Genomic DNA, 25,532 nt, shown 5'->3' with positions numbered 1-25,532 from the left:
CTCAGGCATAGCGGGCTTGCCGACTCCCCGTCCGCTCACTCGCCGCCTGGTCCTGTTCCTGTTCGGTTACCCTTGAAGATACGGACTCTATCTGCGGTTTTTTATGGAAAGCTTGCGATTGTCCCTGCTGTCCCGTCATTTCCTGGCCGGAAGATTGGGCCCGGGGGGTAAAGACGTTGTCAGCGGCGCGATCGGCCGGCGCGCGCTCAACCTGCACGTCATTGATGCGGACGGCCTGCAGGCGCGCATCCTGCTGAAGCTGATGACGCCCCTGATTGAGCGCTGCAGCTGCGGCATCGGTTTCCGTTATCATACGGACGTCGGCGCCCTCCTCGCGCTGAAGAATTTCGACCTGCAGCTTACCCAGATTTTGCGGGTGCAGCGTGAAAGTCGCGCGACCGGTTCCGGCTGCGACATCCGCGATCTCGCGCGCCATCCTGTCGATCCACTGGCCGTCCACGCCCATGTCGATAACCTGCTCGCCCAAGACTGCGGCGGTGTCAGCGGCGGGAATGCCTGGCGAAAAGACCGCCGCCATGTCGTTTAGGGGCGCAGTGATATTCACAGGATGTGCAGTGGCCACGGGTGGTGTTTCGGCTGCCTTGGCGAGACCCATGGGGACCGATAGAATAGAACCGGTATCGGGCTGTTCCGTCGCTGCAGGCACCTCGCGCGGCGCTGCATTGCCAAGCGACAGCGCGGCCAGCTCCAGCGCCAAGGCCTGCCTGTTGGCTGCTTCATGGATGGCCATCATATTACCGGCGGAAGACCGCATAGCCTTGCCGGGATTTCCGGGCTGAAGCTTTCCGACCTGCGCGTGAATCTGCGCGGGTTCAGCGGCCCAGCCAGGTAACATGCCTGGCATGTTAACGGACTTGCCGCTGTCCAGTGCCCTCTCGGTCTTTGGCTGAGACCGCGCAGCAGGCGGGGCGCTGATGACCGGCCCCGCCGCTGGTAGCACCAAAGCTTTGGTGCCGTCAGCGAGTTGCACATCGGGTTGCTCATCCGACGGAACAATATCGTCCTCGCCAATAACAGGAGGCTCGGCCTCGGCAGTTTCGGTTTCATCAGTCACGACGGGCAGGGCAGCCGTGGGAAACAGCGCCGTCGTTGGTGCGGCCGCTGGCGCCTTTGCCGGTTGATCACCGGCCGAAACCGCTTGCTTGAACTTTCCTTTTAAAACATCAAGTTCCGCCAGAATATTTGACGCCGGACTTTGCCCGGTTAGCGCCAGTCTTTTCAGTCTGGGAGCCGGTTGGGGATCGACTGGATCGACTGTTGAAGCTTCCGCAGGTTTCTCTTGCACGCCATGCCGCTCCGCAAGCATCGCTGTGACGCACTCCGGCCGATGAGCGATGGCGACTGCTTGACCCGGCGCTTCCCCGTTGCCGGCGTTGAGCCCCGCCAACATCGTCGAGAAATCCATGACTGCAGCCTCGGACGTGACCGTCGCCTTGGCCTTCCCGACTGGCAAGGCCGCAGCCATTTCCTGCAGAATTGGCATATTCGCCATCATCAAACGTCTCCCAGTAAAGCGGACCGCTTGTGGCGCGGCAGTGATTGCAGCCGCGCCTCCATCTGCTCGGCTAGAGCCCGGGCCGCTTTTTCCTTCAGCCTTTCGGCGATTTCCTTGTCGCGATTGGCGAGCCGCAGCTCCGTCTCGCGCTGTTCCACGCGCTTGTGCGCGTCATAGATGGCGCCGTCGAGATGCCGTCCTGCCTGCTCCAGCCGTCCCGCCAATTCGCGGAGGGACGCGAGCTGAGCGCCGCTGGTGAACTGATCGGTTATGTAGAGCTCGGCCCGCACGCTGCTGACACGGCGAGCGTTGTCCTCCAGCGCCGAAGCCTCATTCTGTGCGCGGGCGGTTTCGACGCTGGCCAGCAGATGCTGCACTCGCCGAGCGCGCACCACGCGCTCCCGCTTGGCGATCAGCCGCTTCATCCGCCGAACGCCTCTTGCAGGGAGGCGGTGCTCGCAGCAAAGTCGATATGGCTTCGCGCGTCCTGCCTAAGGAACTCAAGCAGTTCGGACCGACGGGCAACCGCCTCGTCGATCACCGGATCATTGCCGGGGCGATAGGCTCCCATCAGGATCAAGTCGCGATTTTCCTCATAAGCAGCCCACAGCCGCCGGAAAGAGGACGCGGCGTGACGGTGCTGATCGCTCACCACGTCGGCCATAACGCGACTCAACGATTTGCCAATGTCGATGGCCGGGAAGATGCTTTGTTCCGACAGTTGGCGGGAAAGCACGATATGGCCGTCGACAATCGCGCGCGCGGCGTCGACAATCGGATCGTCGGTGTCGTCGCCATCCGCCAGCACAGTGTAAAGCGCCGTGATCGAACCGCCCGAGCGGCTGTCCACGCCGGCGCGCTCCACCAGGCGTGGAATGAGCGAAAGGGCAGAGGGCGGATAGCCCTTCATGGCGGGAGGTTCGCCCAACGCCAGTCCGATTTCCCGCTGAGCATGAGCGCAACGCGTGAGGCTGTCGATCAGCAACAGCACCTTTTTGCCCCGCGCCCGGTAATATTCGGCAATGGAGGTCGCACGCGCCGCGGCGCGAAGGCGCAGCACCGGCGGATGATCGGCGGGTACCGCTACAACGATGCTTTTCGACCGGATCATGCCCTCCAGCTTGGTTTCCAGGAAGTCGCTGACCTCTCGTCCGCGCTCTCCGATAAGGCCGACCACCACGACGTCCGCCTCTGCGCCTGCGATCATCTGGCCCATCAGCACCGATTTACCGACGCCCGATCCGGCAATAATGGCGATACGCTGACCCCGGCCGGCGGTGAGCAGCGCGTTTACGGCGCGCACGCCCAGGTCAAATGCTTCAGTCACTCGCCCGCGGTCGAGTACATTGCCCTTCACGCCTGCAAGTGGCCAATAGGCATTGGCCATGATCGGCCCCTTACGGTCGAGCGGCATGCCCATGGCGTCGATCACGCGGCCCATCAGGCCGTCACCCACCTGCACCATGTTCGCAGCGCTATCGGGTTCCACCCGCGCTCCGCTTTCATGCGGCGCATCGAGATCGAGAGGAACGAGCAGGGCCCGGTTGCCGCGAAATCCCACGACTTCGGCGCGCGCTACAGTGCCGTCCGCCGCTATCACCCGCGCGCCCGCGCCTATCGGCCGGTTGAAGCCCGTCACTTCCAACATGCCGCCATCGTGCGCCACCAGCCGCCCAACATGGCGGGGCCCCGCATGCGCGACCTGCATGGTTTCGAGCAGGGTATCGGCCTGTTTGAGAACCGCGCCGATCATGAGCGTCCCGTCATGTCATCGAGCAGACTTTGGAGGCGCGACAATCGGATTTCCGGTCCATCCTCCACCCAGCCTTCGGACGTCTCAAGACGGACGGATCCGCGCAACATCTCTTCATCGGGAAGCAGCCGAACGGGCAGGTTCTTGGACCGCATCAATTCGATGTCGTCGGGATGGAGAAAGAGCGCTGGCTGGCCAATCTCGGCCTCGACGCATTCGGCAATCGCCAGGCAACGCTTTTCCAGCAAATCGGCGTCGACCTCGACCTCTCCTGCGATTTGACGCACCAGGCGCAACACGGCTGTAGACAATAAAGCCGAAAGCGCCCCGCTCGATTGCGGCTGAAGCTGTTCCAGCGCCAGCGCCAGGCGCAGATGCGCGGCACGATCCGCTTCTATCTCCGCCCGGGCCACCCGCACGCCTTCATCGAAACCCTGCGCAAAGGCTTCGCCGGTCAGTTGCTCCACCGATGGCTCTTCGACAGCGGGCTGTTCCGCGTCCAGGAAAGATGAATCCAGCGGCGTGAAACCAATTTCGTCCAATCCATAGAGCGGCCGAAAACTGTCCTGGGGGTCAATATCCCCCCAACTGCCAAACCGCGCAGCCTGCGCTTCAACGCCCTGCCAGAGATTAGACAAAGTCCTCGCCTCCCTTGCCACCCAGCATGATCGCGCCCGATTCCGCCATGCGGCGAGCGGCGGCGATCACCTGCTTCTGCGCCTCTATGACATCGGCGAGACGAATGGGTCCGCGATCCTCGATCTCATCCTGGATGGCCTGCGCGGCACGGCTGGACATGCAGCCAAAAATCTTGGCCTTCAACAAGTCGTTGCAGCCCTTCAGCGCCACTACCATGACATCATTGTCAACGGTACGCAGCAGCGCGCCCAGATTCTTGTCGTCCATCTCGATAAGGTTATCGAAGACGAACATTTCCTCCTCGATGGTCTGGGCGATGGCCTTGTCGCGCTTGCCGATCTGCTTGATGATCCGTTGTTCGTTAACCTTGCGAACATTGTTCATGATCGCTGCCGCTTCGGTCGTTCCGCCGCGCTGAGAGGCTGTCCCTGTAGCGGTTTTCGTGCCCCGCCGCACGAGCAGCGCCTCCAGATCGTCAAGCGCCTCGGCAGTGACCGGCCCCAGCGTCGCGATCCGGTAAACAATGTCGTCCTGCATATCCAGCGGCAGCAATTGCAGCACATCGGCGGCAACCGGCGCATCGAGATGGGCAAGCACCAGCGCCATGATTTGCGGATGTTCATGCTCAATGATTTGCGAGATTTCCTTGGGCTCCATCCATTTCAGCATTTCCAGCTTGTTGGAACGCGCAGGCGGCGTGATGCGCGCCAGCATATTGTCGGCGCGGTCTGGCCCCAGCGCCTTGTGCATCATCGCCCGGATATGCTCGCCCGCGCCATAGCCTACGGTCGTCCGGCTTTTTGCCTTGCTGACGAACTGATCGAGGGCGGAGTCGACCTCCTCCACGGCAACATCGGCGACGTCATACATCGCAAAACCGAGCTGCCGCACCTCATCTGGTTCCAGGCGGGAAAGAATCTGCGCTGCCTCATCATCCTCGAACAGCATCAACAGGACAGCAGCGGCGGCGCTACCGGACATGGGACGCTTCATCAGAGCTGCCTCAGGCATTGACCGCTTCCTTGCGATTGGAGTCACGCAGCAGGTCGCGCACCACGAGGGCGGCGCGATCAGGATCCTGCTTCACGAAATTACGGATGAGCGCCGCACGTTCGGCATAACTCTGGGTAGAAGAGATCATGTCCAGCGTCACCGGCCGGCTGGGATCGGCAACGGCAGCGCGGCTGATCTCCTGCGATATTTCGGCGCTGAGGGTTGCGCTGCGACTGGCGGACAGACCCACATCGGCCTCCTTCATCGCAGCGCGACGTTTCATCAGCGGACGGCCGATCCCGAAGATCAAGGCAAGCGCCACCATCAGGGCGGACAGATTGCGGGCGAGCATTGATACCCAGCCCGCTTCATACCAGCTGCCAGTCGCTTCTGCTTCGCTGCTGGCGGCGAACTTGCGGGCCGTCAGCGCGACGACGTCGCCGCGCGCCTGATCGAAGCCCACCGCGCCTTTCACCAGCGCTTCCAGCGAAGCGATTTCCTGAGGCGTGCGGGGCTTGCCGGTTTCAGGATTGCGCAGAGCGACCGCGACCGACAAACGCTTGACGGTGCCAAGGGCGTTGCGCGTCACCGACACCTCCCGGCCCAGTTCAAAGTTCCTCACGTAATTTTCGGCGGTTTTCGCAGCGGCTTCAGCCGTCTGCGCCACCGCTGCGGGATCGGCCGGCTGCGCGCCTGGCGTCGCGGCGGGCGGAGCTTGGTTCGCCAGCGCGCCGGGGATGCCATAGGCGGGGGGTTCCCCTTTGTCGGACGTCCAGCTTCCCTGTTCCGATTTGACCCGGCTTTCATCGGAAGGGAAAGTTTCCCGCGTCGCCTGGCTTTCTGCGAAGTCGAGCTCCGCATGCACTTCGGTACTGAAATTATCTGCACCCAAAATTGGCGTCAGCAGCGCGATCACTGCCTGCCGATACCGTTCCTCGACCTTGCTTTGCACGGCAATCTGCCGGTCGGTTTCCGCCGAGCCGCCGGCATCGCTGGGGTTTGAAAGCAGACGGCCATTCTGGTCAACTACTGAAACGCCATCCGGCGAAAGCCCCGGCACCGAAGAGGCGACGAGGTGAACGATGGCCTGGACCTGCGCATCGGATAGCGCCCGACCATCGGCCAGGCGCAGCATGACCGATGCTGCCGGCTTGCTCTTGTCCCGAAGGAAAATGCTGGGCTGTTCGACCGCCAAATGGACGCGGGCGCTCTGGATCGCATCGATGGCCTCGATCGTACGAGCAAGGTCCATTTCTCTCGCGGACCGAAGCTTTTCCCCTTCCACAGCCCGGCTGGCGCCCATTGGCAGGGAGTTGATGAGGCTGTCTCCGTCCGGTGCACTTTTGGGCAGGCCCTCGGCAGCGAGCGCCATCTTCGCCTTGTGATAATCGTCTTCCGACACGGTGAGCGCACCGGTCGCATCATCGAGGTCAAATGCGATGCCCGAAGCGCCGAGCGCCTCTGCCACTGCCGCCTTGTCGCTGTCCGGCAAGCCCCGGAACAGATCCCGTTGGGGCGGCTCACGCAGCGACAACCAGGCAAGCGCCGCCAGGGCGACGACCGCCAGCATGCCGATCATCGGCAGGCTCCGGGCGACTGCGGGCTGGCGGATGAATTCCTGGAAACGAAGGCGCACGTCGTCAAAACCGCCTTTGCCGCCGACAGGCGAACGGGCGGGAAGATTGCGGGCGGGCGAAGGCGGATTGTCTATGGTCAGGCTGGTTTCGCTCATATCACACCGGCATGCTCATGATGTCTTTGTACGCAGACAGAAGCTTGTTCCTGACCTGCAAGGTGGCTTCAAAGCCGATAGACGCCTGCTGCTTGGCGAGCATCACCGACGCGATGTCGGTGGTCTCGCCGCGTTCATAAGCGGCGGCGGCTTCGGAGGACTGGTTCTGGAGTGCGTTAATCTCGTTCAGCGCCGACTTCATCGCCGCCCCGAAATTGGTCGCGCCCGCACCCGAAGAACCGGATACGGGCGATGCGACCGGATCGGCAGCAGAACTGGCTTCACGAAGCGCGGCGTTCTGCTGAAGGATGGCGGCGCGCATCGCCATCACGCTGTTGGTGTTGATGACCGTCATAGCTCAGTCCCCATCAGGCTGCCGCAGCCAGCTCTCGCATTTCTGCAAGGCGATAGCGCAGGGTTCGTTCCGAGATGCCGAGCCTTTGGGCGGCGCGGGCGCGATGGCCATCGACCTCGTCAAGCACCGACTTGATCCGGTTGAGCATTGAAGCACGAGCGATGTCGTGCAGCGTTGCCGACTGGGGCGCTGCGATGGACGGCGTTTGGGCCAGTGCAGGCGTTGGAGCCATGGCGGCGGCAGCGACCGATGTGATCTGAAGATCGTCAGCCTCAATGCGGTCCCCTTCGCGGAGGACCAGCGCGCGTTGCAGGACATTCCCCAGTTCACGCGCATTGCCGGGCCAGCTATGCGCCATCAGCTTTTCGAGCGCCTTGGCGGTCGGCCAGACGAAAGCCGCGTCCTGCGCCTGTTGGCGCAGCAGCAGCGCGGCGGCGATGGCGCGGACGTCCTGACGCCGCTCGGCGAGTGGCTTGAGGTTCAGCGCCATCACGTTGAGTCGCCAGTAAAGATCGGATCGGAACCTGCCTTCATCGCGCAGGGCCGCAAGGTCCCGGTTGCCCGCCGCGATGATCCGCACATTGACAGGCACGGGATGCGTCGCGCCGACGGGCAGCACTTCGCCTTCCTGGAGAGCGCGAAGCAGCTTTGCTTGCAGAGCGAGCGGCAGTTCGGCAATTTCATCAAGGAGCAGCGTGCCGCCATCGGCCGCCTGGAACAGGCCATCGGAGGAGGCCGACGCGCCGGTGAACGCGCCCTTGCGATGACCAAAAAGCATCGCCTCCATCATGCTTTCCGGAAGGGCGGCGCAATTGACCGCTATGAAATCCTTGTCGGCCCGGCCGCTGCTCGCATGAACGAAACGCGCTATGCCTTCCTTGCCCGTACCGGTATCGCCCTGGATCAGAACGGTGGCGTCGCTCTGGGCTATACGGACCGCAAGTTGCAACAGGCGGGCGCTGTCCGGTTCCCCCACCGCCGGCTGGCTGGCCGGCCGCACCAGTTCTGCCACCAGCGCATGACCCAGAGCGGCATCCGGGAAACCAAAGGCGATGCGCGCAGGCATGCCCGAACGGGCGCGAACCAGCTCCGGCTCGCCGTCGCGCCATTCGATCAATATGTCCCTGTGGGTAGCTCCGCCAATTTCCTCAGGCGTAAGCAGTCGTAGCGCATTGCGATCAGGACGTGGCGTTTCCGCCAGAATGGCGACGTCGAAACATGCCCCCTTCAGCCAAGCTGCCAGCGTTGGAATTTGCTCATTGAGTGTCGCGCTCAGCTCAACGTGCTGCATCAAATGCCCCCCAATATTTGGCGACCCCTCGCCAACTCAACCAGCGACCCCCGCCAGCAGAGACAATTTTAAGCAACAAGCATGCCAATTTCTGCTCGCCTCGAAAGGCGCAGTTTTTCTGGGGTTTCCGGACTCCCTACGCGCGTGCGTCGCTCGCCCGACGCGCGCGCGTCAAATTTTTGACGGGCAACAAGGCCGCCGACAAAAATTTGACGGCACGATTTAAAGTCCCCTGAGCCCCGCCGTTATCCCCATTCGAGACCGACGAACTGCAATTCACCTGAGGTCTCGACAACATAGCGCGGAAGGAATTTTGAAATGACTGTTATCGGAACCAATGTATCGGCGATGCGATCGTCAGCCGCCGCCAACCGGGCGGAAATGTCACTCGCCGTGTCGCTGGAGCGCCTGTCGAGCGGCAAGCGCATCAACAGCGCCAAGGACGACGCTGCGGGCCTGGCAATCGCCAGCAAGATGACCTCCCAGATCAAGGGCATGACTGTTGCCATTCGCAACGCCAATGACGGCATTTCGCTGGCGCAGACGGCGGATAGCGCTCTTGGTGAAATCAGCAACTTGGTTCAGCGCCTTCGGGAACTGGCAGTACAGACGGCAAACGGAACTGTTTCGAACACAGACCGTGAATCGACCCAGGCCGAAGCCAGTCAGTTGATCGCCCAGATCGATGATATCGCGAACAACACCTCCTTTAATGGCGTGAAGTTGACCGACTCAACGGCAGCGATCACCATTCAATCCGGTGCCAGCTCCGGCCAGACGATCACCATCAATCTAACCGATGCAAACGCCGCGGTGCTCAACCTGACGGACCAATCAGCGTCCGGCTCCACGGCTGGCGTACCCAATGTCGGCGCCGTGACAGCGGCCGGCATCAGCCTTGAAACCCAGGCGAACGCAACCGATGCTCTGACCAAGCTCGATGCTGCGCTTGATACGATCAACTCCAGCCGAGCCAATTTGGGTGCCGTACAGAACCGGCTTGAATCGGTTGTAACCAATCTCCAGTCCACATTGACCAACCTGACGGAAGCCAGGTCGCGGATTGAAGACGTCGACTTTTCGGCGGAGACCACTGCCCTCGCAAAGGCGCAGATCCTCAGCCAAGCGTCGACCGCCATGCTCGCTCAGGCCAATCAGAGCCAGCAGGGCGTACTGAAATTGCTTCAATAACATAAGCGTGGGCGCCGGACCGTAACCCCGGACCGGCGCCAAAATTGCGGGGACATCATACCATGAAGAAGGAAGACGATTATGACTGTAATTGGTACGAATGTCGCCGCAATGCGTGCAGGAACTGCGGCCTCCAACGCCTCTATCGGCCTGCAGAAATCCATGGAGCGCTTGTCCTCCGGTAAGCGCATCAACGGATCGTCCGACGATGCTGCCGGCCTTGCCATCGCAAGCAAGATGACCTCGCAGATCAAGGGCATGGAACAGGCCGTCCGTAACGCCAATGATGGCATCTCGCTGGCCCAAACCGCCGATGCTGCGATGGGCGAAATTTCCAACCTTGTGCAGCGCGTTCGTGAACTGGCCGTCCAGGCATCCAACGGCACGCTTTCCAATACCGATCGAGAGTCCATCCAGCTTGAAGCCTCCGAACTGCTGAAGCAGGTCGATGACGTTGCGAACAACACGTCCTTCAACGGCGTGAAGCTTACCGACGGCAGTACTGGATCAATCACCATCCAGGCCGGTTCCGGTGCGGGTCAGACGATCTCGATCAGCCTGACGGACGTGAACGCAGTCAAGCTCGACATCAAGGATGATGCAGATAACACCGTGACAGCGGGCGTTCCGAACGCCGGTACTCCTACGGCCGCTGGCGGTCCTGGCGTCGGTGGCGGCGGCATCAGCCTTGAAAACCAGGCCAACGCGGTCGACGCCTTGGCAAAGCTGGACGTAGCTCTCAACACAATCAACGAAGGTCGCGCGAAACTTGGTGCCGTCCAGAACCGTCTGGAATCGGCCATCACCAACCTGACCTCGCAGTCCACCAACCTTACGGAAGCCCGTTCGCGGATTGAAGACGTCGATTTCTCCTCGGAAACCACCGAGATGGCGAAGTCGCAGATCCTGAGCCAAGCTTCCACCGCAATGCTGGCGCAGGCAAACCAGAGCCAGCAGGGCGTGTTGCAGCTGATCCGCTAAGGCTTGGCTGAAGAATAAAAAGAACAGACTTGATCGTTGAAGGTATTGGTCCACCTTTAGCCGATCAAAAACGGCTCCCGGGGCGCTATTGTCCCCAACGTCCCCGGGAGCCTAACTTATCCCTGAAAGGGGTGTCCGCGCGAGTCCCCATCCTTTGCAGAGGGTGGGGGCTTTCGCACGTTGGAGGATTGGCATTGGCCGGCTGGTTTCGCCGTGCTCCTGCGGAAGCAGGAAGCCAAGGAAGCCTGGTGTGGCGCATGAAACCCTGAGCTCCTGCTTTCGCAGGCGTACAGGCCAATCACAACGATCCTTTACACCCCGCACCCCGGTTGAAGGTGGCAATCGCCAGCGTCGCTCAGTTCCACTTGCACCGTGGCGTGACCGATATGGAACTCATGCTCCAACCGCTCCTGCACATCGAAGAGAAAGGCGTCGCCCGGATGTCCGGAAGGGATCACCAGGTGAACCGTGAGCAATGTCTCGGTCGTACTGATTGGCCAAATATGCAGATCATGCACATGATCGACGCCGGGCAAAGCGGCCAGCATCGCTTCGACCGCATCGATATCGATACCGGCAGGCACCGCAGCGAGCGACATTTTCACCGAGTCAATCAGAAGCCCCCATGTGTTCCACAAGATGATGGCGGCAATGACAAGGCTCATCACCGGGTCGATCCATGCCGCGCCTGTGCTCATCATCACTAGTGCGCCGATGACGACCGCCGCCGAAACAGCAGCATCCGCCGTCATGTGGATGAACGCGCCGCGAATATTGATGTCGCCCTTACGTCCGCTGGCGAAAAGCAGCGCGGTCGCGGTATTGATCATGATACCGATCGCGGCGACAATAATAATTGTCTTCCCAGCAACAGGCTGCGGATCGCCAAGCCTGGTGATGGCTTCCATCGCAATCGCGCCGATTGCGACGAGTAACAACAGCGCGTTGAGCAGTGCCGCAAGTATGGAAGAGCCACGCAAGCCATAGGTAAAACGACGGGAGGCGGAACGCTTGGCAAGGCTCGCCCCCACCCAGGCAATGATCAGGCCCAGCACGTCGGAGAGATTATGGCCGGCGTCGGCCAACAACGCCATCGACCCTGCGATCAGGCCATAGGTCGCCTCCACTGCCACGAAACCGCCGTTGAGCAGGATACCGATGGCAAAGGCGCGGCCAAAATCGACCGGGCCATGGCTGTGATCGTGCCCGTGACCGTCACCGTGTAAAGGAGAGTGATGAGGATTTCCGTGCATTCGTCCTGACCCAAGCTGTTGGGCAGGCTCATTATCAGCGGATGCATAGGTTACACTAGGACATGATCCAATAAAAAAGCCCCGGCGGGGGCCGGGGCTTGGTCTTTCGGGTCAGCAGCTTACGGCGTCATTCCCATTCGCTCAGCATTTCACGCAGTTTCGTGAGCGCCACTTTTTTTATCTGGCACACACGGGCTGCGCCAATGTCCAGAGTTTGACCGATTTCTTCCAGGTTCATTTCCTCGACGAAATAAAGCTGCAGCACCATTGCCTCGCGTTCGGGGAGCTGGCCGATGCCATGCGCCAGCGCCTGCTTCATGGACTCTCGCTCCATCACATCGTCCGCGCGATCCTCGACATCGGCAAACCACATGCTCTGGTCGGAATAGACTTCGTCCATGCTGTGATGCTGGGCGATCTCGCTGCTGTCGACGATCTGCCGATAGTCCGCCGGAGTGAGCCCCATCTCCACCGACATTTCGGCGTCCGTGGGAGATCGGCCCAATTTCTGCTGAAGCCGGGCTCGGGCGGCGGCCAGTTGTTTGCGCCGGGCCATGGCAGAGCGGCAAATGGTGGCATGGCGACGCAGGTGATCGATCATCGCGCCTCTGATCCGCATCTGGGCATAGCTCGCAAAGCCAAAGCCGCGATCCTCGAAGCTATTGGCGGCTTCGACGAGGGCGACCATACCGATCTGCAGCAGATCTTCGATGTCGATGGCGTTGGAGACCCGGCCATGAACGTGCCAGCCGATTTTGCGGACAAGCGGCATATATTTGCGGGCCAGCGCCTCGGGCGTCACCGCAACGGCCCTGCGGCCATAAGTGAGGCTGTCTTCCTGAGCCTTTATATCCTGCATTAACATCTTTTAGTCCCCCGACTTTCAGAAGGTTTTGTCCGCCGCTTGCGACGTCTTGTTATCCCGCCGGTTCACCGGCGCCTCTCCTCCAACAACCGCAACCACTTCAACCGGTTTGCTGTCCGGGATTTCCAGGAAGGACAGCACCGGCGTTTCCGGAAGGTGCGGTTTGAACAATCGCGCCAAAGCGCGGCGCGCTACGGGCGAGGTCACAATGGCAAAGCTGCGCGCCTGACCCATTATGGGTCGCGCAGCATTCATCACCGCTTCAACGATACGGTTGGCGAGCGCCGGCTCGATCGGATGTTGCGCGCCGCCCGACACACGCATCGCCTGCGCCAGCATTGCTTCCAGGTCGCCGTCCAGCGTGATCACTGGCAGCGGCATCTTCACTGGCACTAAGTTCTGAATGATAAGGGAACCGATGCGTTGACGGACGCCCTCGACGAGTTGGTCCGGACCAACGTCGGGCGTCGCGACCTCGATCATGGCCTCGCAAATGCGGCGGAAATCCTTGAGTGGAACGCCCTCGGCCAACAGCGAACGGCAGGCAGCAGCAATAGCCGCCAGCGAGAGCGGGTTTGGCGTCAGCCCGTCGACCAACTGAGGCGCCTTTTCCTTGAGCGCGTCGAGCAGCTTGCGTGCTTCATCGAGGCCGAACATTTGAGAGGCGTTAAGCGCAATCAAATGATTGAGATGCGTGGCCATGACCGTCGGCGGATCGACGACGGTATAACCCGCCACCACCGCTTCCGACCGCTTGTCGGTTGCTATCCAGACCGCATCCAGCCCGAAGGTCGGATCCTTCGCCTTCCGGCCGGAAACTTCATTCTCCAGATCGCCGCTATCGAGCGCCAGCAGGTCTTCGGGCCACACTTCATCCTCACCGACGATGACGCCCGCAATGGTTATACGGTAACTATTGGGCTCCAACGCCAGATTGTCCTTCACGCGCACCATAGGCACGACGAAGCCCAGTTCCCGCGACAATTGCTTCCGGATGCCGGTTATCCGCGCCATCAGCGGAGCGCCCTTGCGCTCATCGACGAGGCCGATCAGGCCATAACCGATTTCCAGGCCAAGGGTCGCGCCATCGGACACGTCGTCCCAGTTGATATGCGTGGGATTTTCCGCCTTTTTCTCTTCAACAGCGGGTTGTTCTGCGGCAACCTTTTCGCCCTTGCGCAGCCGCCAGGCGGCATATCCGGCCAGGCCTGCAGCCGGCAGGATGATCAAGTGCGGCATGCCTGGCAGCAGGCCAAGGATCGTGAGAATTCCGGCGACCGGCGTCCAGGCTTTGCTGGAGCCAAACTGGCTGGAAATCTGCCCCGAAAGATCGAGCGGCGAGCTGACGCGCGTCACGATGCCCGCCGCCGCAATCGAAAGCAGCAAGGCAGGCACCTGCGCGACCAGGGCGTCGCCAATCGCCAGCAGCACATATGTCTGCGCGGCGTCCGCAAGCGATAATCCATGGCTTACGGTGCCAAGGACGATGCCGCCGAGGATATTGATCACCAGGATCAAAACGCCCGCGACCGCGTCACCCTTCACGAATTTCGATGCGCCGTCCATGGAACCATAGAAATCGGCTTCGGTCGCCACTTCCTGCCGCCGGCTTTTCGCATCTTCGGGCGTGATGAGACCGGCATTGAGATCCGCGTCAATCGCCATCTGCTTGCCGGGCAAGGCATCAAGGGTGAAGCGGGCGGAAACTTCCGACACCCGGCCTGCGCCCTTGGTGATGACGACGAGGTTGATGATCATCAGGATGGCGAAGACAAAAATACCGACAACATAGTCGCCCCCGATCAGGAAATTGCCGAACGCTTCGATCACATGTCCCGCCGCCCCTGGCCCTGAATGTCCGTCGACCAGCACGACCCGGGTTGAAGCCACGTTAAGCGACAGGCGAAGCAGAGTGGCGAAGAGCAGAACCGTCGGGAAGCTCGAAAAATCCAACGGCCGGGCGGCATTCAACGCCACCATCAGCACCGCCAGAGAAATCATGATGTTGGTGATAAAGCCGATATCCAGCACAAGCGAGGGGATTGGCACCACCATGAACATGACCAGCATAAGCGTGGCAGCGGGCAGGATTGCGCCCTTTGCCGCTCCCATCCAGACTTTGCCGTTCACTTGGGTGCGCGTCATAAGGCCCTTACCTTCCAAAAGTCGCGAGCATTAGATAGGCGAGGCGAGCCGTTTCAGGCTGCGGCGCGACGGTCGGGTAGCTACGGTTTTCCAGCCGCGCGGTTTCGATCCGCACATAATCGGCGGGCTGAACCTGCTGGCTGTCCGGCAGGTCCGGCAATTGCCGGGGGTTGCCGGACGGCAAATAATTGCCGTCGCCACCGAGCTTTTCCGCGAAACGCTGGCGCACCTCGGCCAAGCTGCGCGGCGCGCCGTTGCGATCATAAAAGACCCACCGATTGGCCGCTGCTGCCGACGGCAGCACCGCAGCAGCGGAAGCTCCCGGATTTTGATCATGAGCGCGCAGGAACTTGGCGGCCCCACCTACGCCCAGGAAATGAGCAAGATAGAGGTCCGTCGACGTAACGCTGCGGCCGAGTTGGCCTTCAAGCGTCGCCTGATTGTCGGCGGCGTGTTCGGCCGCCATGATCGAGGCAACCTCCGGCTGGGTGCGCAAATCCATAATCTGCTGGCGCAGCGTAGTGTCGGCTACATAATAGCGTCCGCCGCTGGTTTTGCCGATGGCGTTTGCCGCCCAGCCAAGGCCGTGCTTTTCGCCATGATCGTTGATGACGCCCAGCCAGCTTTGGTCAATGAACTGATACAGGCCGGTGGCGCTGGAAGTGCTGGCCTTGGCCTCAGGATTAAGGCTGCTTTCAATCTTGGCCTGGTTGAGCAAATAGTTGAAGTCGACGCCCGTCCGCTGACTAGCCATTGCAATAGCATTGGTTACGCGGTTGCCGCGCCCTGCTCCTGCTATGCTCATTTCGCCAAAGGACGGCATGAAACTTCCTCAATTCACCGGACAGCAAAAAGCCCCCGATCTCTCGGGGGCTAAAGAAGCAATGTTCGTGCCAATTTTTAGAACGGCCCGAGGAATGGAAAATCAGCGCTTATAGGTACTCAACGTCATACGGCCGCCATGGTGCGCCAACATGTCGACGCGCTGGCGATTCTGGTCCGTCAGGAAATTGACGCGGATACGCGCCGCCTCCACCAGAGGCATGATTTCGCGAATACGGCCGGTCACCTCCTGAGCGTCGCGCCACGCACCTTCGGCACGAACATCCTCAAGGGCGATCCGCACGTCAGCTATCACGGTTTCCAGCCGTTCGACATCATCGCCGTCGAGCAGTTCGATAAGCTCGGAAAAGCCGTTTCCGAGACGATCAAGCGCTTGTGCGGTCATTTCAACCTTCTTTGCCCGGCAGGTCCAGGTCCATCATTTTTTCAGCAATTTTTTGGGGATCGACCGGATAGTTGCCGCTGGCTATGGCCGCCTTGATCTCAGCGACTTTGAGGCTGTCGACCGGCGAACCTTCAGCCGCCATGCGCGAGGCAGGGCTCAGCGTTGCTGATGTTTTCGAAGCGCCGTCGCCAAGCCCTGCGGACGCCTGACCCTTCCCGGCCTCGCGGAGCTTGATCGAATTGAGTGCTGACGCCCTTGCCTGTCCGATGGGTTCAACCATTGATCTCTTCCTTTGCTCGTCCCGCTACGCTCTATAACGGCGGGAGTAAGAATTAATTAAATCCTGGTGCGCTGACTATACCTGCATCGACAATGCGCGCCACCACCGGCGCGGATTTCCGGTCAGCCCGGACGCGAATCATATCGCCTTTGGCGCCGTCTTCATCAGCGATCATCTGGGTGGAAACCGAAAAAGCGAGGCCGCTGGCCACCATTTCCACCGGGTCGCCCTTCCGTACCAGCATTGCTGCCGGGGCCGCCGGAGCCATGTTCGTAGCTCGCAAAGGCACGCGGATACGCCAGCCAAGGGCCTCGCAACGCACGACCGCAGCGCCTAGCACGGGACCTTCTACGACCGGAGTGCCCGGACAAGCAGCAAGCTTCAATCGCCGATCCACGGGTGCTGCGGGGCCGCCAGGCTGACCAACGGAAGCGCCCAGCCTGCCCACCACCAGCGCTTCAAGGCCGTTAATATCCTCGAAACGCTGCGTCTGGGCATGGGCGGGGGTCACCGAGCCGATCATCAAGACAATTGCGACAATGGCTTTACGCACGATTCACTCCTTGGCATTTCAATCCCGCATCGGGAAGCAAGATACATGCCAAGGTGGCTCATCCTATTGTTTTCGGCACCTCCTTGCGCCAAATGACGAGGCGCTGGCCACGCTCGCCTGCTGGGGCTTCATCAAGGCCGCGAAGCTGGATCTGATCCTCCGCCAAGCCCGTTTTGCGCAGCGCGCGGGCCGCCGCGGTAAGCCGGGCAGCGGACAGTTCCCAACGGTCGAAGCGGCGACCAGCTCGATCCTCTCCCACCGAGGACATCACGAGAATATGTTGTTTCTCAACAGCTTCCTTTCCAATGCGCTGAAGCTGCAGAGCACCTTGCCGCGTCAGCATTGCTTCGCCAGGCTGAAACAGGCGGGCGGCAGGAATGGAGAGCATCGCTGATACAGATGGCTTGCCGCCGAAATATTCCGAAAGTTGGGCAACGGCGATTTCGGCACGGCGCGGGGCGGCGTTCAGCAACACGAAAAAGCCAAGCAACAAAAGGCAAAGGTCGGCGAAACTGAGGGCCCAACGGCCGCGGCGAAGCGTCGTCACGCCGCCTCCCTGACAGGATTTTGACGCGGCCGGACGACGTCGGGACGACGCGCCACGGGCTGGGATGAAGGGATTTCTGCGCGTGCCAACTCCACCATTCGGTCGATCAGGTCCCGTTGCCAACTGATTTCCATTTGGGATAGCAGCGCCAACCGCGCAGCGAACGGTCCAGCCACCATATTGGAAAGGATCACGCCATAAAGAGTGGTCAACAGCGCCATTGCCATGGCGGGCCCAATGGTTGCAGGATCGTCCATTCCGGCAAACATCCGGATCAATCCAAATATGGTGCCTGCCATGCCCAGCGCGGGCGCAGCATCCGCAAGCGCGTTCCAGGTTCGAGCCATCATGTCGTGGCGCTCGGTGCGAGCCGCCAGTTCCTGGGTCGCCCAGCGTTCAAAATCAGAAACATTTCGGGCATTCGCCAACTGATCGACCGCCTGTTTCAGAAAGGAGCCAGTGGCGGCGATCCGATCGGTGCAGGCAAGCCCTTTCAGATGGGCGACATGTTCCACGCGAAGCATCGCATGGCGGGCCGCATCCCTATCCGCACGCGGGCGCGCGCGCAGCAAGGGTCCGAACGATCGCGGCAGACGCCGGATATTGTCGGGCCCCATCTGAACGAGGGCGATGGCCAGCGAACCGGCAAAAATCAGCAGGGCAGCGGCCGGGTCAAATATTCTGCCCATTAAAGCTAGAAATTCTGCCACTTTTCACTCCATCCGGCAGGAGACGGCAAGATATTGCCGCCGACCGGCAAAAATGTGCCGCCATGCTTGCCGTCAGCAGGAGGAACCCTAGAAATGCGCGCCAAACTGGCACCGATGAGCCGGCCTTCAGAAATTGGCACGGCCCTTGCTAGATGCTTTCCGTTAACCAGCCGCAACGCCTGCAAGGACAAGAACGGCAGCGGCGGAGCGAGATTTAACGGAGGCCTTTAATGGCGGTGGAAGACAGTCTGTTCGGAGTGCATGGAAAGGCGCTGGCGTTGCGTTCGCAGCGCCTGAGCCTGCTTGCCTCCAACATCGCCAACGCTGCCACGCCGCATTACAAGGCGCGCGACATCGATTTCGACAAGGCGCTGGCCAATGCAACGCAGAAGGGCGTCAGCGCCGATAGCGCCGCGACCCAGGCCATGGGCTATCGCGTGCCACTGCAATCCTCGCTCGACGGCAATACGGTCGAGCTGTCCACCGAGCAGACGCTCTTTGCCGAAAACGCCGTGCAGTATCGCACCACCCTCTCCTTCCTTGAAGGGCGGCTGAATACGATCACGCGGGCGCTGAAGGGAGAATGACGGCAATGGCAGGACCCATGAACATTTTCGATATCGCCGGACGCGCCATGTCGGCGCAGCTGGTGCGGCTTAACGCTACCGCATCGAACCTCGCCAACGCGGGCACGGTTACGGGCGATGAGAAAACCGCCTACCGGGCGATCAAGCCAGTATTTCAGACCATCACCGATGAACCCGGCGTCGCTACGGTCAAGATCGACAAGGTTGTCCAATCGGACGCCCAACCCGTGAAGCGCCACGACCCCGGCCATCCCCTCGCCGACGCCAATGGCGACATATGGGAAGCCGGCGTGGATCAGAGCGCCGAGCTGGTCGAGATGATCGAGACCGCTCGCCAATATCAAAACAATGTGCAGGTACTTCAAACGGCCAAGTCGCTGCTGCTCGACACCATAAGGATGGGCAAATGACCTCCATCGCAAATAACTATATTTCAAGCCTGAGCAACCCGACGAACGGCATCAAGACGGCCGGATCGGACAAGCTGGACCAGTCGAGCTTCCTGACGCTGATGACGGCGCAACTCAAGATGCAGGACCCCTTTGAGCCCATGGATAATACGCAAATGGTAGCGCAAATGGCGACTTTTTCGCAGGCCACCGGTATATCCGAGATGAATCAGTCGCTGGGCAAGATCGCCGGCATGCTGGACAGCATGGCGGGCAGCCTCTCGACCTCGCGGATCCCGGACGCCGCCAACTGGATCGGCAAGTCGATGCTGGTCAGCAGCGATATCGCGACGCCCGACCGGTACGGCGTTTATGGCGGCGAGGTGAAGCTGAATGAAGCCGCGAGCGACCTTTCCATCGATCTGGTGGATGCCAGCGGCAATGTCGTGAAGACGATCGACTTCGGACAGAAGGCCGCAGGCTCCACGATCCCTTTCTTCTGGGACGGCACCGATGACGCCGGCAACATGATCGACAGCCAGGCGCTGCAGGTCGTGGTCAATGGGACCAATCCCTCCTCCATCTCCACCTGGGCCGCCATCGCCGGCGTGCAATCGCCAGCCGATGCGAGTTCGGCCCGCCTTATCACCGCCATTGGCGAATTTTCACCCAGCGACGCGAAGAAGCTGAGCTGAATTGTTCACGTAGGAGTAGCAAGCCATGTCATTCTACATCTCTCTTTCAGGGCTGAAGGCGGCGCAATCCGACCTCACCACCATTTCGAACAACGTCGCTAACGTCAGTTCCACCGCGTTCAAGAAAAGCCGCGCCGCGTTCGGCGACATCTTTTCATCCTCGGCGCTGCAAACGGCCGGAACCGTAGCGGGACAGGGCGTTCGCCTGAATGGCCTGACGCAGCAGTTCACCCAGGGCACGTTGGAAACGACGGACAAGACGCTGGATCTTGCCATTACCGGCGAAGGCTTCTTCACCGTCTCCACGGAATCCGGCCAGATTGGATACACCCGCAATGGCGCTTTCAGTCTGGATGAAAACCGCTTCATCGTCGACACCACCGGCAGTCGGCTCCAGGCGCTTCAGGTGGACCCGGTAACGGGCGTTGTAGCCGGCACCACCGCCGCCAACCTCATCGACGTCGAAGTCCCCGAAACCTATACCGACGCGAATGGCGATGCCATCGACCTTTCCAGCCTCGGCATTTCGAAAGCGGGCCTGATCACCGCCACCTTCGCCGACGGACACACTGAGGCGCTCGGCAACGTCGCATTGGCGAGCTTCCCGAGCCAGGAAAGTCTGCGCCAGAGCGGCGACGCGCATTGGGAGGCCAATGCCGCAACTGGCGCCGCGACCTACGGCACCGGCGCTTCAGGCCTGTTCGGCACCATCCAGTCCGGCGCGCTCGAACGGTCGAACGTCGACATTACGGAGGAACTGGTTGGCCTCATCTCTGCCCAACGGAATTTTCAGGCCAACGCGAAAGCCATCGAAACCGCAAGCACGATGACGCAGGCCATCGTCAATCTGCGGACCTGATGCAAGCGGACCGGATTTAGAGGGCTGATCCATGGACAGGCTGGTTCACACGGCGATGACGGCGATGCGAGGCGCGATGGCGCGCCAGACCGCAATCGCCAACAATCTGGCGAATGCAAACACCACCGGTTTTCGCGCAGAAATCGCCAATGCGAGCACCACCTGGCTGAATGGTCCGGGCGTAAACGCCCGCGCCCAGGCCAGCGAACAGGTCATCGCGGCCGACATGGCGTCGGGATCGGTAACGCACACCGGCAACGCTCTGGACGTCGCCTTGAACGGAGACGCCTTGCTGACGGTGCAGGCTCCTGATGGGGACGAAGCTTATACGCGGCGTGGTGATTTGAAGTTGACCGATAGCGGCCTGCTGACGACGGGGGACGGCAATCCGGTGCTTGGGGAGGGGGGTCCCATCACCTTGCCGCCCGCCGACAGCATCACCATCGCCAAGAATGGCGGAATATGGATCGTCCCGCAGGGCGGTGATCCAGCACAGCCGCAACAAGTGGACACGCTGAAGCTCGTTTCGCCCAAGGGTTCGCAGATCGCCAAGGGACTGGACGGCCTGTTCCGCGAAAAAAATGGGGGGGCTTTGCCGCAGGATCCGGACGCCACCGTCACCGCCGAGGCGCTGGAAGGTTCCAACGTCAACGCTACGCAGGCTTTGGTTCAGATGATCGAAGCCAGCCGCGCCTGGGAAACGCAAATCAAGCTCGTCAGCACCGCAAAGGATATGGACGACGGCGGCGCCAGCCTGATGCGGCTGCCGGACTGAAGATAATTTAGGGGAATCCACGCCATGACCAACGCCGCCTTGCATGTCGCCCGCACCGGGCTCGACGCGCAGAACATGAAGATGCAGGTAATCGCCAACAACCTGGCGAACGTGAACACCACCGGCTTCAAAAAGGACCGGGCGAATTTCGAAACGCTCGCCTATCAGCAAATGGTGACGGCGGGCGCGCAGTCCGATGCGCAAAACCAATATGCCGTCGGCCTTTCACTGGGTTCGGGCGTGCAGATGGCCGGAACGGCGCGCGTCGATACTCAGGGATCGCTTACCACCACCGGCAATGCGCTTGACCTTGCGATCGAAGGCCAGGGTTATTTCCAGGTGGAGATGTCCGACGGCACCACGGGCTATACCCGCGCTGGCAACTTCAACCTGTCGAGCGAAGGCGTGATTGTCACTGCCGATGGACTGCCGCTGCAGCCGCAGATCCAGGTTCCCGAAGGTGCCACCGGTCTTACCATCGGCGCGGACGGCACGATCTCGGCAACTCTGGCGGGATCGTCGGAGCCCAGCGAAATCGGCAGGATCGATACCGCCCGCTTCATCAATCCAGCAGGACTGCAGGCGCTGGGAAACAACATTTACGCTCAAACCGCCGCCAGCGGCCAGCCGCTTGTCGGCGCTGCGGGCACCGAAGGGCGCGGCGCATTGAGGCAGGGGGCGCTTGAGGGCTCCAACGTCAATGTCGTCGAGGAACTGGTCGACATGATCGAAACCCAGCGCGCCTATGAGGTCAACAGCAAGATGATCTCCGCCACCGATGAGATGCTGCAATATGTCAACCAGAACCTCTGACATGCGGGCGGTCCTTATCGCCGTCGGATTGTACGCAACCGGCGCTGTGCAGGCGCGGGAGGCGAAGGCCGATTATGCGCCCACCTATGCGCAACCGGCGAGCGGTCAGGGCAGCAATGGCGCAATTTTTCAGACGTCGCACGGCTATGCTCCGCTTACGAGCGGTACGCGCGCATCGATGGTAGGCGACATCCTCACCATTGCGCTGGTCGAACGGACCCAGGCCAAGAAAAGCACCGCGCAGACCACCGACCGCGCCGGCAGCATCGGCCTCACCCCACCCAGCAGCGGACCGCTGTCCTTCTTCAGCAGCAGCGATATCGGCATGGGTGGAAAGCAGGACTTCAACGGCGGCGGCGAGGCCGAACAGTCGAACGCCTTGTCAGGAGAGATTACCGTTACCATTGCTCAGGTTTTCCCCAATGGCACCATGTTGGTGCGGGGCGAAAAACAGCTGACGTTGAACCGGGGCGACGAGTTCATCCGGATTTCGGGTCTCGTCAGGCAAGCCGATGTAGGGCCGGACAATCGCGTGGCTTCCACGCGCGTTGCCGATGCCCGGATCACCTATTCCGGCAAGGGCGAGTTTGCGCGGTCTAGTCGCCAGGGCTGGCTGCAGCGCTTCTTCTCCCGCATCAGCCCATTCTGACGGAGCCTGTGATGACATTTCTGTCCCGCTTCCTTTGCGTTTTCGGCCTCGCGCTACTCTGGGCTAGCCCGGCTGCGGCGGAGCGTATCAAGGACCTTGGCACGTTCGAAAGCCTGCGCGCCAACCAGCTGACCGGCTATGGCATTGTCGTAGGCCTTGCCGGGACGGGCGATGACAGCCTCGATTATTCGACACAGGGCGTCAAAGGCATGGTGTCGCGCTTTGGCCTGACACTGCCCGCCGGGGTCAATCCCGCACTCAAGAACGCGGCCGCAGTCATGGTGACGGCGGAACTGCCCGCCTTTGCCAAGCCAGGTCAGCGGGTGGATATCACCGTATCGGCGCTGGGCAAGGCCAAATCCCTGCGCGGCGGCACTCTGGTCATGATGCCCCTGCGCGGTGCAGACGGGCAGATCTATGCCATGGCGCAAGGCAATCTGGCGGTGGGCGGCCTAGGCGTCGAAGGCGCTGATGGTTCCAAACTCTCGGTCAACATACCCTCGGCAGGACGCATTCCAGGCGGGGCGACAGTTGAGCAGGCGGTCGCGACGGGCTTTGCGGACAGCCCGTCGCTGACCTTCAACCTGGCAGAGGCCGATCTGACGACGGCGCTCCGGGTGGCGGATGCCATCAACCTGACTTTCGGTGATAATCGGGCGCAAGCAACGGATGCCGTCTCCATCAGGATCAATGCCGAACCCGGCGCGGAAAAGCGTATCATGATGATGGGCCTTATCGAGAATATCAGCGTGAAGCCGGCGGAGGCCCCTGCAAGAGTCATCGTCAATGCGCGCACGGGGACTGTCGTCATCAATGGGGCGGTGCGGATCAATCCCGCAGCCGTCAGCCATGGCAAGCTGACGGTCCGGGTGGGCGAAGCGCCGCGCGTGGTTCAACCCCTGCCCTTTTCCAAAGGAGAGACGGCGGTGGAACAATCGAGCACCCTCGACGTGACAGAGGAGCGCAATCCCATGTTCCAATTCAAGGGCGGAGCGTCACTCGCCGACATCGTGAAGGCCGTGAACGCCATCGGCGCGTCTCCTGCCGATCTTGTCGCGATCCTTGAAGCCATGAAGCAAGCCGGGGCCATGAAGGCCGAACTGGTGGTGTTGTAATGGCCATAAGCAAGATTTCCGGGTCAAACGGTTCCGTCGCGGCTGCTGCAACAGCCGCGGCGGATCGGGACGGGCTGAAGCAGGCGGCGAAAGCATTCGAGGCCGTCTTCGTCCGTCAGATGATCTCGTCGATGCGGTCGGCTAGCCTTGGCGATGACCTGCTGGGATCAAATGCGGGCGACCAGTTCCGCGACATGTCCGACGCCCGTGTTGCCGACTCCATGGCGGAAGGCGGCGGCCTGGGCATCGCGACCATGCTGCTCAAACAATTTGAGGGCAAGATATGAGCGATCTTCTCTCAATCGGCGCATCGGGCGCCAAAGCTTATAGGGCGGCGCTGGGAGCCATTTCGGAAAATATCTCCAACGCCGATACCAATGACTATGCCCGGCGCACGATCCGAATGAGAGAATCGGCGGTATCGACAAGCACCTCAATCTATTATGTGCCCAGCGCCACGTTCGGCGGTGTGGAAATTGCCGGTGTAGTGCGCGCCAGCGATCCCTATCTCGATGCCGCGGCACGGTTGACCGGCACGCAACTTGGCAGCGCCACCGCCCGCGCGAAATGGCTGACGGATACGGAAGCTGCACTCAACGATACCGAAAATGGCGTCGGCCAATTGATGACCAACATGTTCTCTTCGGCCGAGACACTTGCCGCCAATCCGACCAGCCAGACATTGGCTACCAATTTCCTGTTCAACGTCGAACAGATCGTTACAGCTTTCAAGCAGGCATCGAGCGATTTGCAGACCGTTTCTGAAGGGATCGGGTCAGCGTCCGACGTCAGCGCGTCGACAATAAACGATGCCCTGGCGGAACTGGCGCGGGTCAACGATGGATTGCGCCGCATCATTCCGGGCACTACCGCCGAAGCGCAACTGCTGGACAGCCGCGATACCGCCTTGTCGGTTCTTACCGATCACCTTGATGTCAGTATAGCGTTCGGCACGAATGGCACCGTCACCGTCCAGCATGCCGGCAACACCATTGTCGAAAACAGCGCGGCAAGCAGTTTTGCGGTCACCCAAAATCCTGACGGCACCTTGGCGCTCACTCTGGACGGCAACGCCATCGGCGCGCCCAGTGGCGGCACGATGGGCGGACTGTTCGCCAGCGCCAGCGTCACCAGCAGTCGGATGGCGAGCCTCGATACGCTTGCGGTGCAATTTGCGCAGGATATGAACAGCTGGCATCAGGGCGGCTTCACTCGCGCAAATGCGGCCGGGGGACCAATTCTGTCGGTCGGGACGACCGCGGCCTCGCTCCAGGTCCTCATTACCGACACGGATGATCTTGCTATTGCGGATGGGTCGATCAACGGCAATCTGCTCAATATCGGCAGCATTCGCGGGTCCGGAGGTGTCGAGGATGGCTGGACTCAGCTTGTCAGCACCCATGCGACGCTGCTCACCTCCACGCTCACCGAAGAGAAATCCGCCGCCGCACGAGACCAACAGGCCCGGGCGGCGCGGGAATCCGTGTCCGGCGTCGATCTGGACATGGAAGCCGCCGAGCTATTGCGAATGCAGCAGGCTTATTCGGGCTGCGCAAAAGTTATCCAGCTCGCCCGCGAAACATTCCAGTCCATTTTGGAAATCATGTAAAGGATAAGC

Annotated in this window: 29 protein-coding genes; 12 read left to right on the top strand and 17 right to left on the bottom strand. The window is 61.1% G+C overall.

Annotation, left to right across the window (positions count from 1 at the left end):
- Window position 1 precedes the first annotated feature (1 nt).
- The 8 genes from HNQ99_RS13700 to HNQ99_RS13665 are packed head-to-tail and all read right to left on the bottom strand — an operon-like array spanning window position 2 to window position 8,279.
- Window positions 2-1,516, bottom strand: coding sequence for a flagellar hook-length control protein FliK (locus HNQ99_RS13700; RefSeq protein WP_184476607.1), 1,515 nt, complete (start codon window positions 1,514-1,516; stop codon window positions 2-4).
- A complete protein-coding gene (locus tag HNQ99_RS13695; RefSeq protein ID WP_184476605.1) occupies window positions 1,516-1,941 on the bottom strand; it encodes a hypothetical protein in 426 nt (141 codons plus the stop codon). Before HNQ99_RS13695 ends, HNQ99_RS13700 begins: the two co-directional genes overlap by 1 nt.
- Complete coding sequence (locus tag HNQ99_RS13690; RefSeq protein ID WP_184476603.1) at window positions 1,938-3,269, bottom strand: FliI/YscN family ATPase; 1,332 nt, start codon at window positions 3,267-3,269, stop codon at window positions 1,938-1,940. Before HNQ99_RS13690 ends, HNQ99_RS13695 begins: the two co-directional genes overlap by 4 nt.
- Window positions 3,266-3,907, bottom strand: a complete 642-nt coding sequence (locus tag HNQ99_RS13685; RefSeq protein WP_184476601.1) for a FliH/SctL family protein — start codon at window positions 3,905-3,907, stop codon at window positions 3,266-3,268. The genes HNQ99_RS13690 and HNQ99_RS13685 overlap by 4 nt, the downstream gene beginning before the upstream one ends.
- Window positions 3,900-4,919, bottom strand: a complete 1,020-nt coding sequence (gene fliG / locus HNQ99_RS13680; protein ID WP_184476599.1) for a flagellar motor switch protein FliG — start codon at window positions 4,917-4,919, stop codon at window positions 3,900-3,902. The genes HNQ99_RS13685 and fliG overlap by 8 nt, the downstream gene beginning before the upstream one ends.
- On the bottom strand, window positions 4,912-6,633 hold the full coding sequence (gene fliF / locus HNQ99_RS13675; protein ID WP_184476596.1) for a flagellar basal-body MS-ring/collar protein FliF: 1,722 nt from the start codon (window positions 6,631-6,633) through the stop codon (window positions 4,912-4,914). The genes fliG and fliF overlap by 8 nt, the downstream gene beginning before the upstream one ends.
- A 1-nt stretch (window position 6,634) precedes the next feature.
- Complete coding sequence (fliE, locus tag HNQ99_RS13670; RefSeq protein WP_184476594.1) at window positions 6,635-6,988, bottom strand: flagellar hook-basal body complex protein FliE; 354 nt, start codon at window positions 6,986-6,988, stop codon at window positions 6,635-6,637.
- A 13-nt stretch (window positions 6,989-7,001) separates the two neighbouring features.
- Window positions 7,002-8,279: a sigma-54 interaction domain-containing protein gene (locus HNQ99_RS13665; RefSeq protein ID WP_184476592.1), complete on the bottom strand. Its 1,278-nt coding sequence runs from the start codon at window positions 8,277-8,279 to the stop codon at window positions 7,002-7,004.
- A 318-nt stretch (window positions 8,280-8,597) separates the two neighbouring features.
- On the opposite strand from HNQ99_RS13665, the gene HNQ99_RS13660 reads away from it, so the two are divergent.
- Together HNQ99_RS13660 and HNQ99_RS13655 are read left to right on the top strand one after the other, a co-directional pair.
- A complete protein-coding gene (locus tag HNQ99_RS13660) occupies window positions 8,598-9,470 on the top strand; it encodes a flagellin N-terminal helical domain-containing protein (protein ID WP_184476590.1) in 873 nt (290 codons plus the stop codon).
- 81 nt (window positions 9,471-9,551) lie between these two features.
- A complete protein-coding gene (locus HNQ99_RS13655; protein WP_184476588.1) occupies window positions 9,552-10,451 on the top strand; it encodes a flagellin N-terminal helical domain-containing protein in 900 nt (299 codons plus the stop codon).
- Window positions 10,452-10,762: 311 nt separating this feature from the next.
- On the opposite strand, the gene HNQ99_RS13650 is transcribed toward HNQ99_RS13655, so the two are convergent.
- The 9 genes from HNQ99_RS13650 to HNQ99_RS13610 all read right to left on the bottom strand — a co-directional run bounded on the left by HNQ99_RS13650 (window position 10,763) and on the right by HNQ99_RS13610 (window position 18,032).
- Entirely contained in the window at window positions 10,763-11,704 is a 942-nt protein-coding gene (locus tag HNQ99_RS13650) for a cation diffusion facilitator family transporter (protein ID WP_184476586.1), read from the bottom strand.
- A gap of 127 nt (window positions 11,705-11,831) precedes the next feature.
- Complete coding sequence (locus tag HNQ99_RS13645; RefSeq protein WP_246414960.1) at window positions 11,832-12,563, bottom strand: sigma-70 family RNA polymerase sigma factor; 732 nt, start codon at window positions 12,561-12,563, stop codon at window positions 11,832-11,834.
- A gap of 24 nt (window positions 12,564-12,587) precedes the next feature.
- Window positions 12,588-14,714, bottom strand: coding sequence for a flagellar biosynthesis protein FlhA (flhA, locus tag HNQ99_RS13640; protein WP_184476582.1), 2,127 nt, complete (start codon window positions 14,712-14,714; stop codon window positions 12,588-12,590).
- A 7-nt stretch (window positions 14,715-14,721) separates the two neighbouring features.
- Window positions 14,722-15,537 carry a lytic transglycosylase domain-containing protein gene (locus HNQ99_RS13635; RefSeq protein WP_246414959.1) on the bottom strand — a complete coding sequence of 272 codons (816 nt, stop codon included), beginning with the start codon at window positions 15,535-15,537 and terminating at the stop codon, window positions 14,722-14,724.
- 102 nt (window positions 15,538-15,639) lie between these two features.
- Window positions 15,640-15,942, bottom strand: coding sequence for a hypothetical protein (locus HNQ99_RS13630; RefSeq protein ID WP_184476580.1), 303 nt, complete (start codon window positions 15,940-15,942; stop codon window positions 15,640-15,642).
- Between the two features lies 1 nt (window position 15,943).
- Entirely contained in the window at window positions 15,944-16,222 is a 279-nt protein-coding gene (flgM, locus tag HNQ99_RS13625) for a flagellar biosynthesis anti-sigma factor FlgM (RefSeq protein ID WP_184476578.1), read from the bottom strand.
- A 52-nt stretch (window positions 16,223-16,274) separates the two neighbouring features.
- Window positions 16,275-16,745 carry a flagella basal body P-ring formation protein FlgA gene (locus HNQ99_RS13620; RefSeq protein ID WP_184476759.1) on the bottom strand — a complete coding sequence of 157 codons (471 nt, stop codon included), beginning with the start codon at window positions 16,743-16,745 and terminating at the stop codon, window positions 16,275-16,277.
- Window positions 16,746-16,833: 88 nt separating this feature from the next.
- On the bottom strand, window positions 16,834-17,322 hold the full coding sequence (locus tag HNQ99_RS13615) for a flagellar motor protein MotB (protein WP_184476576.1): 489 nt from the start codon (window positions 17,320-17,322) through the stop codon (window positions 16,834-16,836).
- Window positions 17,319-18,032 (bottom strand): motility protein A, encoded by a 714-nt coding sequence (locus tag HNQ99_RS13610; protein WP_322790371.1) that lies wholly within the window; start codon window positions 18,030-18,032, stop codon window positions 17,319-17,321. The genes HNQ99_RS13615 and HNQ99_RS13610 overlap by 4 nt, the downstream gene beginning before the upstream one ends.
- 230 nt (window positions 18,033-18,262) lie before the next feature.
- Between HNQ99_RS13610 and flgB the strand changes: the two genes are divergently transcribed.
- Genes flgB through flgK form a run of 10 tightly spaced genes read left to right on the top strand, consistent with a single transcriptional unit; the run spans window position 18,263 to window position 25,523 of the window.
- Window positions 18,263-18,619 carry a flagellar basal body rod protein FlgB gene (gene flgB, locus HNQ99_RS13605; RefSeq protein ID WP_184476574.1) on the top strand — a complete coding sequence of 119 codons (357 nt, stop codon included), beginning with the start codon at window positions 18,263-18,265 and terminating at the stop codon, window positions 18,617-18,619.
- A gap of 17 nt (window positions 18,620-18,636) precedes the next feature.
- Window positions 18,637-19,029, top strand: a complete 393-nt coding sequence (flgC, locus tag HNQ99_RS13600) for a flagellar basal body rod protein FlgC (RefSeq protein WP_184476572.1) — start codon at window positions 18,637-18,639, stop codon at window positions 19,027-19,029.
- Window positions 19,026-19,703 carry a flagellar hook assembly protein FlgD gene (locus HNQ99_RS13595; protein WP_184476570.1) on the top strand — a complete coding sequence of 226 codons (678 nt, stop codon included), beginning with the start codon at window positions 19,026-19,028 and terminating at the stop codon, window positions 19,701-19,703. Before flgC ends, HNQ99_RS13595 begins: the two co-directional genes overlap by 4 nt.
- 25 nt (window positions 19,704-19,728) lie before the next feature.
- The gene (locus tag HNQ99_RS13590) at window positions 19,729-20,562 is read left to right on the top strand and encodes a flagellar hook-basal body complex protein (RefSeq protein WP_184476568.1); all 834 of its coding nucleotides are present in this window, start codon (window positions 19,729-19,731) and stop codon (window positions 20,560-20,562) included.
- 31 nt (window positions 20,563-20,593) lie between these two features.
- Complete coding sequence (gene flgF, locus HNQ99_RS13585; RefSeq protein WP_184476566.1) at window positions 20,594-21,337, top strand: flagellar basal-body rod protein FlgF; 744 nt, start codon at window positions 20,594-20,596, stop codon at window positions 21,335-21,337.
- Between the two features lie 24 nt (window positions 21,338-21,361).
- Complete coding sequence (gene flgG / locus HNQ99_RS13580; RefSeq protein WP_184476565.1) at window positions 21,362-22,150, top strand: flagellar basal-body rod protein FlgG; 789 nt, start codon at window positions 21,362-21,364, stop codon at window positions 22,148-22,150.
- Window positions 22,131-22,799, top strand: coding sequence for a flagellar basal body L-ring protein FlgH (locus tag HNQ99_RS13575; protein WP_184476563.1), 669 nt, complete (start codon window positions 22,131-22,133; stop codon window positions 22,797-22,799). Before flgG ends, HNQ99_RS13575 begins: the two co-directional genes overlap by 20 nt.
- A gap of 11 nt (window positions 22,800-22,810) precedes the next feature.
- A complete protein-coding gene (locus tag HNQ99_RS13570; RefSeq protein WP_184476561.1) occupies window positions 22,811-23,914 on the top strand; it encodes a flagellar basal body P-ring protein FlgI in 1,104 nt (367 codons plus the stop codon).
- A complete protein-coding gene (locus tag HNQ99_RS13565) occupies window positions 23,914-24,201 on the top strand; it encodes a rod-binding protein (protein WP_184476559.1) in 288 nt (95 codons plus the stop codon). Before HNQ99_RS13570 ends, HNQ99_RS13565 begins: the two co-directional genes overlap by 1 nt.
- Window positions 24,198-25,523 (top strand): flagellar hook-associated protein FlgK, encoded by a 1,326-nt coding sequence (flgK, locus tag HNQ99_RS13560; RefSeq protein WP_184476557.1) that lies wholly within the window; start codon window positions 24,198-24,200, stop codon window positions 25,521-25,523. Before HNQ99_RS13565 ends, flgK begins: the two co-directional genes overlap by 4 nt.
- The last annotated feature ends 9 nt before the right edge of the window (window positions 25,524-25,532 follow it).

The organism is Rhizorhapis suberifaciens (assembly GCF_014200045.1).
Classification (GTDB): domain Bacteria; phylum Pseudomonadota; class Alphaproteobacteria; order Sphingomonadales; family Sphingomonadaceae; genus Rhizorhapis; species Rhizorhapis suberifaciens.
The sequence above is the reverse complement of the archived record's forward strand: the minus strand, read 5'-3'. Positions and strand labels throughout refer to the sequence as shown.